Here is a 5,387-nt window from a genome sequence, read left to right on the forward strand (position 1 = left end):
ATGGCGACATTGTCACCCCGCCGTCTGAGTGACCCCGCGCGGTGATCTCCCCGTCCCGACCTGCAGCTCCAGCAGGTCGGCCGGCGCCGCAAAGCCCCTGCGCTCGTACAGGCTTCGGCTCCGTTCCGTAGGCCACAGCACGATGGCGTCCGCCCCCGCCTCCCGGCAGGCAGTCACCAGCGTCTCGACCAGCGCCGCACCCAGCCCTGCCCCCCGCCAGCCCGGGTCCACGTACAGGCTGGTGATATACCCGTGCAGTTCCTCCTCCGGGCCCGGGTTCGGAACCTTCTCGATGAGCTGCAGCCACCCGCAGCCGATCGGCTGACCGTTGGCTTCCGCGATCAGCGCCCGCCAGGCCCCGTCGTCGGCGAGCCGTTCTGCCATCCATGCCGTCGCCCGCGCCAGGAAGGCCTCCCGGTCCTCGCTGGCCTGCCCCATCTCCTCCCGGAATCTGTACCGGAGCTCCGCAAGGGCGCGCGCATCCGAGGCGCCCGCCCACCGGATGCTCCACGGGTCCACTGCCCTACACCTCGTCCTCGTCCAGGTCCATCCGCACCCGGCTGATCTCATCGAGCACCCAGCCCACCACCCGCTCCGCCTGCTCGGCCGTCGGACCGTACTCCGAACGCCCGAGGTGCTGCTTCAGCGCCAGCCGCACCGGCGTCATGTGCTTCTTCAGCCGGAAAAACCAGTACGCCCCTTCCTGCTTGCTCACCAGCTCCCCGGTGTACGCATACCGCAGCGCACGCACCGCGTTCAGCACCGCATACCCCGGCGTCGCGTTCGCCAGCGCCCACCCCAGCTCGTCAGCCATCGCCTCCAGCACCCAGCTCCGCGGGATCAGCGGGAACATCTCCTCCGGCGATGGCCCGCTAATCGCCTTCCCCCGCGCCCGCGCGACCGCGTAGTGCAGCAGGAGGTCGGGGTCGCCCGGGTGCCCGTGCCCGTCCACGAACGTCCGCGCTTCGGGCACCGTGCTCAGGTGCAGTTCGAACGGCGGCGAATGGCTTTCGATGTCCAGCGACGCATCGGTCACAATGCTCAGCTCGAGCCCCGAACCCGGGCAGGGCATCTCCGGGTCCATCAGCAGCTCCGCCACCAGCCGCTGCTCATCCTTCGTCAGCGGCTCCTCCACCACCGCCAGCATGTCGAAGTCCGAACGCAGGTACTGGAACGCGCCCATCGTCGCCGAACCGTGCAGGTAGAGCCCGATGACGTTGTCGCCGAGCGCCCGCTCCAGCCTCCGCCCGACATCCCGCGAAAAGCCCATGATCTTCCGCTGCAAATGCATGGCCGCACCCCTACCTCGATGATGAATGCCGCGCCAGGAACTCCATCACCGCCGCGCCCGCTTCCTCGCGGAACTCGATGAAATACCCGTGCCGCCCTCCCTCCACAAAATACAGCTCCGCCCCGGGGATCCGCTCTGCCAGCAGCCGCGCATTCTCCGTCGGATTGATCCGGTCCTCCGTCCCGTGGATCACGAGCACCGGCGCGGCAATCTCCGGGAGCCTCTCCCATGCATCGTGCATCTGGCTCGCCTCGTAATGCAACCGCAGCGCCCACGGCGGCGGCGAATTCCGCGCTCTCCGGAGCAAAAACTCCCGGTACTCCGGGTGGTTCGCCAGCCAACCGGGGCTGACCATCTCCTCGGCCAGCCAGAGCGCCGCCTCCTCCGCGTTGGCGGGGCGGTTGCGCATGCGCTCATCCACCTCTGCCGGCCGGCGAATCCCATGGCGGTCCCCCGGCGTCGTGCAGCCCAGCACCATCGCCCGCACCCGCTCGGGGTAGTCGATCGCCACCCACTGGCACACGCGCCCGCCCATCGAAATCCCGTACCAGTGCGCCAGTTCGATGCCCAGGTGGTCGAGCAGCGCTACCGCGTCGGCCGCGAACATCCGCGTCGTGTAGGCCGGCTCACGCGGCTTGTCGCTCTGCCCCGTGCCCCGGTGGTCGTACACGATGACCTGGAACCGGGCGGCGAAGTCCTCCACCACCGGGTCCCAGCCATGGTGGTCGCTCCCCTGCCCCTTTACGAGCACCAGCGGCTCCCCCGAACCGTGGACCTCGTAGTACAGCCGCATCCCGTTGCACTCCGCCAGCGGCATGCGCGAACCCTACGCGATCGCAGCCGCTTACCGCAATCACGGCGGTCGGTTCGATGTCGCGGGCTGCCCCTTCGTGCGACGGCCCTAGGGGAACCGGTTGAACCAGAGCAGCCCAAGAAGCCCGCCGATGAGCACCAGGGCAGCCGCGCCGCCCGCGAACGCCCAGCTCACCTCCGTGCGCTCCTCGTCGTAGCCAATCCGGTCACCAAGGTCCTGGTAGACGCTTTCCAGCTCATCCGAGTCCGGCGCTGAGAAGAAGCGCCCCTCGGTTAGCTGCGCAATCGCCTGGAGCGTCTCCTCATCGGGCGGAACCCGCACCGCCCGCTGCCGGCCCTGCTGGTCCGTTACCACCGCCACCCCGTCCGGGGTCCCCAACGCCACCGCGTAGACCGGGATGCCGGCCTCCTGCGCGAGCCGCGCCGCGTCCAGCGGGTCCCACTGCCCGACCGTGTTCGCCCCGTCCGAGAGCAGCACAATCACCGCCGGCGCCGCCTCGCCCTCCCCGCGCACGGCCCCCGGCGTGGGCGCGGCTTCACCGCCGGCGCCCTGAGCCGGCTGTTCAGCCTGGAGCGCGGCCCGCACCACGTCCACCGCGGTCGCCAGCGCGTCGCCCATCGCCGTCCCGCCCTGCGGTGCCAGCCGCTCGATCGCCGCGAGGACGTCCGCTTTCTCGGTGGTCGGCGGCACCAGGACGTTCACCCCGCTCGAAAAACTGATCAGGCTGAGCCGGAAATCCTCGGGCAGCCGGTCGACGAGCAGCTGGGCCGCTTCCTTCGCCGCATCCATGCGCGTCGGAGTAACGTCCGTCGCGTTCATCGACCCCGAGACGTCGGTGACGAGCACCACCGTGCCCTCCTGCTTCGGCACCTTCGTCACCAGCTGCGGCCGGGCCAGCGAGAGCACCAGCGCCGCGATAGCAAGCCCGTAGAGCACCGGCGGGATGTGCCGGCGCCAGCCCGGGGTTGCCTCCACCACGTTCGCCAGCAGGTCGAGGTTCGTGAACCGCACCGCATAGCGGGACCGCCGCCGCTGGAAGGCGAGGTAGAGCCCCGCAAGCAGCGGCACCGCCGCCAGCCCGAGCAGCGCGAATGGCCAGAGAAACGTCATCGAACCACCCCTTCCTGTCGCAAACCCAGGGCCAGCGGCCGCAGCCAGTCGCCCTGCGTCGAAAGCACCACGTGCCGCGCACCCGCCCGGCGAATCGCCGCAGCGACCTCCTCGCGTTCGGCCGCGGCGGCGGCCGCGAACCGCTCGCGCAGTCGACGGTTGCCCGTATCGACCCGCAGGTGCCGCCCCGTCTCCGGGTCGACTAGCCAGAGCTCGCCCACATCGGGCAGCTCCTGCTCCCGCGGGTCGCGAATCTCCACCGCGATCACCTCGTGGCGCCCGCACAGCTCCAGCAGCGGCCCGTCCCAGTCACGCTGCCCGCGGAAGTCCGAGACCACCACCATCAGTCGGCCGCGCCCCGCGAGCCGGTTCGCCCGCCGCAGTACCTCGCCGAGCCCCGGCCCCAGCCCCCGCGGCTCCGGCTGCATCCGCAGGGCCAGCAGCAGCGAGACCAGCCCCGCCCGACCCTGCGCCGGCGGGACCACGCGCTCTCCCTGCGGCCCGAACGCGAACACCCCCAGCGCATTGCCGTGCCGCGTGGCCACATGCCCAATCGCCAGGGCGACGCCCTCCGCGACATCGAACTTCCGCCGTTCCGCCGTCCCGAACCCCATCGAGGGCGAGGCATCCAGCACCAGCCACGTCGTCAGCACCCGCTCCGCAACGTGCACCCGGACATGCGGCACCGTCGTCCGCGCGGTCACGTTCCAGTCGATCAGCCGGACATCATCGCCCGGGACATACTCCCGCACCTGCGCCAGCTCGCTGCCGGTTCCCAGCCCGTGCGAGCGGAAATCGCCCGCCAGCAGGCTGCTGACCCGCCGCCCCACTGTGACGTCCAGGGCGCGGAGCACGCCTTCGGGCATCGGCCCGGGCCCGGGCCGGTCCGGCGTCCTCGGCCAGGCCGCCGCGAGGCTCCCGCTCACGCCGTCGCCTCTGCCGCCAGCTCGATGCGCGGCGGCTTGACCGCGGCCAGCACCCCGTCCAGGATGGCATCCGCCGTCACGCCCTCCGCCAGCGCCTGGTAGGTCAGAACCATCCGGTGCCGCAGCACGTCGCGCGCCAGGTCGAACACGTCGCCCGGCAGCACGTAGTGCCGACCCCGCAGGAGCGCCACCGCGCGCGCCGCATGCACCAGATTGATGCTCCCGCGCGGGCTCGCCCCGAACGCGATATGCGCCCGGTGGCGCGCCAGCCCGTAGCGCTCCGGGTGCCGCGTCGCCGCCGCCAGCGCGACCGCATACTCCGCCACGGCCCGGTCGACGTACACCTCCGCCGTCATCGCCTGGAAGCGCTGCAGCTCGTCCATCGGCAGCACCTGCTTCACCCGCGGCGTCGGCTCCAGCGACCGCTGCACGATGGCCACCTCCTCCGCCGCCTCCGGGTACTCCACCACCACCTTCATCATGAACCGGTCGACCTGCGCCTCCGGCAGCGGGTACGTCCCCTCCGATTCGATCGGGTTCTGTGTGGCCATCACCAGGAACGGCGTCGGCACCCGGAACGTCTCGAGCCCAATCGTGACCTGGCGCTCCTGCATCACCTCCAGCAGCGCCGACTGGACCTTCGCAGGCGCACGGTTGATCTCGTCCGCCAGCAGGATGTTGCAGAAGACCGGCCCCTTCTCGGCCACGAAGGTGCCCGTATCGGGCCGGTAGATGCGCGTCCCGACCAGGTCGCCGGGCACGAGGTCGGGCGTGAACTGCACCCGGTGGAACGTGCCGCCCAGCACCTCCGCGACCGTCTTCACGGTTAGCGTCTTCGCCAGGCCCGGCACGCCTTCGATAAGCAGGTGCCCGCCGGCCAGCAGCGCCACCAGCACGCGCTCGAGCATCTGCTCCTGCCCGACGATGACCCGCTTGATCTCGAACATCGCCGATTCGAAGACCGCATGGGCCCGCTCGGCCTCTTCACGCCGCAGAACCGTCCCGTTCTCCTGCAATCGAAACTCCTTCACCGGGGCTGGCAATCCGCCGCCTCTTCTACCCTGAACCACCCGCGGGGAAGTCCCCGTAAAGCCCGACCCGGCCCTGAACCCGCGGTTCACCAGGCACAAACAAAGCGCCCTCCCCACAGGGGAGGGCGCCTGGTGCGCACTGCGGAGCCCGTTACCTAGTTGTGCAGCGCCGCTGCCACGTCGGCCAGCCCGAGCGATTCGAGCTTCGCCTTCGA

General features: G+C 70.7%; 6 protein-coding genes. All 6 read right to left on the reverse strand.

Annotation, left to right across the window (positions count from 1 at the left end):
• Window positions 1-12: 12 nt before the first annotated feature.
• Window positions 13-570 (reverse strand): GNAT family N-acetyltransferase, encoded by a 558-nt coding sequence (locus VAE46_RS10395; protein ID WP_322796870.1) that lies wholly within the window; start codon window positions 568-570, stop codon window positions 13-15.
• Window positions 524-1,291 carry an aminoglycoside adenylyltransferase domain-containing protein gene (locus tag VAE46_RS10400; protein ID WP_322796871.1) on the reverse strand — a complete coding sequence of 256 codons (768 nt, stop codon included), beginning with the start codon at window positions 1,289-1,291 and terminating at the stop codon, window positions 524-526. The genes VAE46_RS10395 and VAE46_RS10400 overlap by 47 nt, the downstream gene beginning before the upstream one ends.
• Before the next feature lie 10 nt (window positions 1,292-1,301).
• On the reverse strand, window positions 1,302-2,108 hold the full coding sequence (locus tag VAE46_RS10405) for an alpha/beta fold hydrolase (RefSeq protein WP_322796872.1): 807 nt from the start codon (window positions 2,106-2,108) through the stop codon (window positions 1,302-1,304).
• An 84-nt stretch (window positions 2,109-2,192) separates the two neighbouring features.
• Window positions 2,193-3,215 carry a VWA domain-containing protein gene (locus VAE46_RS10410; RefSeq protein ID WP_322796873.1) on the reverse strand — a complete coding sequence of 341 codons (1,023 nt, stop codon included), beginning with the start codon at window positions 3,213-3,215 and terminating at the stop codon, window positions 2,193-2,195.
• Window positions 3,212-4,141, reverse strand: coding sequence for a DUF58 domain-containing protein (locus VAE46_RS10415; RefSeq protein WP_322796874.1), 930 nt, complete (start codon window positions 4,139-4,141; stop codon window positions 3,212-3,214). The genes VAE46_RS10410 and VAE46_RS10415 overlap by 4 nt, the downstream gene beginning before the upstream one ends.
• Window positions 4,138-5,088, reverse strand: a complete 951-nt coding sequence (locus tag VAE46_RS10420) for an AAA family ATPase (RefSeq protein ID WP_416223964.1) — start codon at window positions 5,086-5,088, stop codon at window positions 4,138-4,140. The genes VAE46_RS10415 and VAE46_RS10420 overlap by 4 nt, the downstream gene beginning before the upstream one ends.
• Window positions 5,089-5,387 lie beyond the last annotated feature (299 nt).

This window comes from Tepidiforma sp., assembly GCF_034433535.1.
Lineage (GTDB): Bacteria > Chloroflexota > Dehalococcoidia > Tepidiformales > Tepidiformaceae > Tepidiforma.